General features: G+C 62.0%; 6 protein-coding genes. 2 read left to right on the top strand and 4 right to left on the bottom strand.

The window, feature by feature from the left end:
• On the top strand, window positions 1-438 hold a 438-nt coding region (locus AX703_RS07840), incomplete at its 5' end, for an IS630 family transposase (RefSeq protein WP_197423647.1).
• 12 nt (window positions 439-450) lie between these two features.
• Here AX703_RS07840 and AX703_RS27290 read toward each other — a convergent pair.
• Window positions 451-600 carry a hypothetical protein gene (locus AX703_RS27290; RefSeq protein WP_156451966.1) on the bottom strand — a complete coding sequence of 50 codons (150 nt, stop codon included), beginning with the start codon at window positions 598-600 and terminating at the stop codon, window positions 451-453.
• 39 nt (window positions 601-639) lie between these two features.
• Between AX703_RS27290 and AX703_RS07835 the strand changes: the two genes are divergently transcribed.
• Complete coding sequence (locus AX703_RS07835) at window positions 640-1,185, top strand: YafY family protein (RefSeq protein ID WP_197423646.1); 546 nt, start codon at window positions 640-642, stop codon at window positions 1,183-1,185.
• A 62-nt stretch (window positions 1,186-1,247) separates the two neighbouring features.
• On the opposite strand, the gene AX703_RS07830 is transcribed toward AX703_RS07835, so the two are convergent.
• From AX703_RS07830 to AX703_RS28270, 3 genes are all read right to left on the bottom strand, one after another.
• Window positions 1,248-1,511 (bottom strand): DUF3892 domain-containing protein, encoded by a 264-nt coding sequence (locus tag AX703_RS07830; RefSeq protein ID WP_062343529.1) that lies wholly within the window; start codon window positions 1,509-1,511, stop codon window positions 1,248-1,250.
• A 2-nt stretch (window positions 1,512-1,513) separates the two neighbouring features.
• Complete coding sequence (locus AX703_RS07825) at window positions 1,514-1,729, bottom strand: hypothetical protein (RefSeq protein WP_062343528.1); 216 nt, start codon at window positions 1,727-1,729, stop codon at window positions 1,514-1,516.
• Window positions 1,726-1,909, bottom strand: a 184-nt coding sequence (locus tag AX703_RS28270) for a hypothetical protein (protein WP_231735448.1), incomplete at its 5' end; no start/stop codon positions are given. The genes AX703_RS28270 and AX703_RS07825, both read right to left, overlap by 4 nt.

The following is a 1,909-nucleotide window of genomic DNA, read 5'->3' as shown; positions in this document are numbered from 1 at the left end:
CGTTGCCGATCCCCGATCCCGCATGGGCATTGGAAGACGACAACCTTCACGGGCGCATTGCGCATGACCGGCCTGACCGCACCGATGGTCCTCGATGGGCCGATGACGGGAGAATGGTTCGCCGCCTATGCGCAGCAGGTCCTCGCGCCGACATTGCGGCCCGGTGACATCGTGATCCTCGACAACCTGCCGGCCCACAAGGTTGCTGCAGCGCGCGAAGCCATCGAAGCCGTCGGTGCAAGGATGCTCTTCCTTCCGCCTTACAGCCCGGACTTCAACCCAATCGAGAACGCATTCTCCAAGTTGAAATCGATCCTGAGAAAGGCCGCCGCACGGACCGTCCCCGAGCTCTGGGACGCCATCCGCGATGCGCTGCCACGCTTCACACCCAGCGAATGCACCAACTATTTTATCGCCGCCGGGTATGAGCCAGAGTGATCGGAATCTGCTCTAGCGCTCGACATTTTGGGCAAGGGCGCGGGGAAGGATCAGGTTGAGGCATTGCGGTGCCTCCACGCTAAGATCCTCGCGCTCATTCCCGATGACCGCAGTCGCCGCCTCGCGGCGGACGAGGAAGCGCTCCTCATGGCCCTGGGCCATGCCGCGCGCCCAGGCCCTCGTCTGCTGGGGAGCGAGACGGTGGACGTGGCTATCTCAACCGCGCTCAAGGGCACGTCTCAACTGCGTATTCTCTATCGTGGCTGGAAGGACACGGTTGCGCGCGAGCGCGTGGTGGCACCGCACGGGCTGTTGCTCGGGGCACGGCGCTATCTCGTTGCCGTCGATATGGGCAAGGTCGGCGGCGGCATTCAGCATTTCCGCGTCGATGCAATCGAGGAGGCGACCGTTCTCCCCCAGAGTTTCGTGCGCAAGGAAGGGTTCGACTTGAATGCGCATGCCGAGCGATGCTTCGGTTCCTACCAGCAGGAAGGCGGCATTCATGATGTCGCCTGGCGCTTCGTCCCCAAAGCGGTCAGCAGAGCCGAAGGCTTTCTTTTCCATCCGACCCAGACCACGGAGCGAGAGCCGGATGGTTCGCTCGTCGTGCGGTTTCGAGCCGCAGGCCTGCTCGAGATGTGCTGGCACCTGTACATGTGGGGTGACACGGTGGAGGTCATTTCTCCGCCCGAACTCGTACAGATGGTCGAGGCGCATCGACGTTCGGACTTTCCCTCGATGCCCTGACCTGGTTCCGGAGCCGGAGCGTGCAGCTCCGGCCCAGATCCCGGCTGTCGGCAGTGACGCTCTCAGCAATCGGGGAGATCGTCCAGATTGTTGCGCGACGTGGTGTCGCGGTCGGTCCGGAGATATTTACCGGTCGACCCATTGACCACCCGGATCTTGGTTTCGGGCGCACTTGTCCAGTTGACCCAATATTCATGCAGGCCGAGTTCGATGTCGCTGATCGCATCCGCCTTGCTGCGGGGCGACCAATATTCGCCGGAATTGCACAGCCGGGTGATGTCGCCCTGCCTATCCTTGCCGGTGGCGCGCACATAACGTTTCGCCATGATCAGCTCTCCTTGATCGTGGTGTGGGGGCTGGCCTTCCCGTGCGCGGTCGTGACGTACCGACCCGAGATGGCGCTGCGGTAATGGGGACCAGAACTCCCGCTCGGACCGGCGCTCTCGCGGACGGTCGTATGCGGACTGGCCTTGCCATGTTTGGCGGTGACGTACCGCCCGCTGATCGCGCTGCGGTAGCTGCCTCCGCTTCGACCCTTGCTCATGCTGATTCTCCATCGTTTATGCGACTAAAGTCGTCGCGATTCGCAATGTAGAGAGCAGAGGCGACAGATCGCGTCGCATCCATTTTGTTCCGAATGCAAAATTCACTCTTGGCGAGGTGGGTAGTGGTCGCGTCCGTCAATGTGGTGTAAAATCGGGTGTGGCCATTGGGCTGCATTTTC

It is taken from the genome of Novosphingobium sp. CCH12-A3 (genome assembly GCF_001556015.1).
Taxonomy (GTDB): Bacteria; Pseudomonadota; Alphaproteobacteria; order Sphingomonadales; family Sphingomonadaceae; genus Novosphingobium; species Novosphingobium subterraneum.
Note: the sequence above shows the minus strand (reverse complement) of the source record. Positions and strands in the feature narration are given on the sequence as shown.

Coding starts and splice junctions, on each gene's coding strand:
- AX703_RS27290 (WP_156451966.1), bottom strand. CDS start 600: ATGGCCCAGGGCCATGAGGAGCGCTTCCTCGTCCGCCGCGAGGCGGCG.
- AX703_RS07830 (WP_062343529.1), bottom strand. CDS start 1,511: ATGGCGAAACGTTATGTGCGCGCCACCGGCAAGGATAGGCAGGGCGAC.
- AX703_RS07825 (WP_062343528.1), bottom strand. CDS start 1,729: ATGAGCAAGGGTCGAAGCGGAGGCAGCTACCGCAGCGCGATCAGCGGG.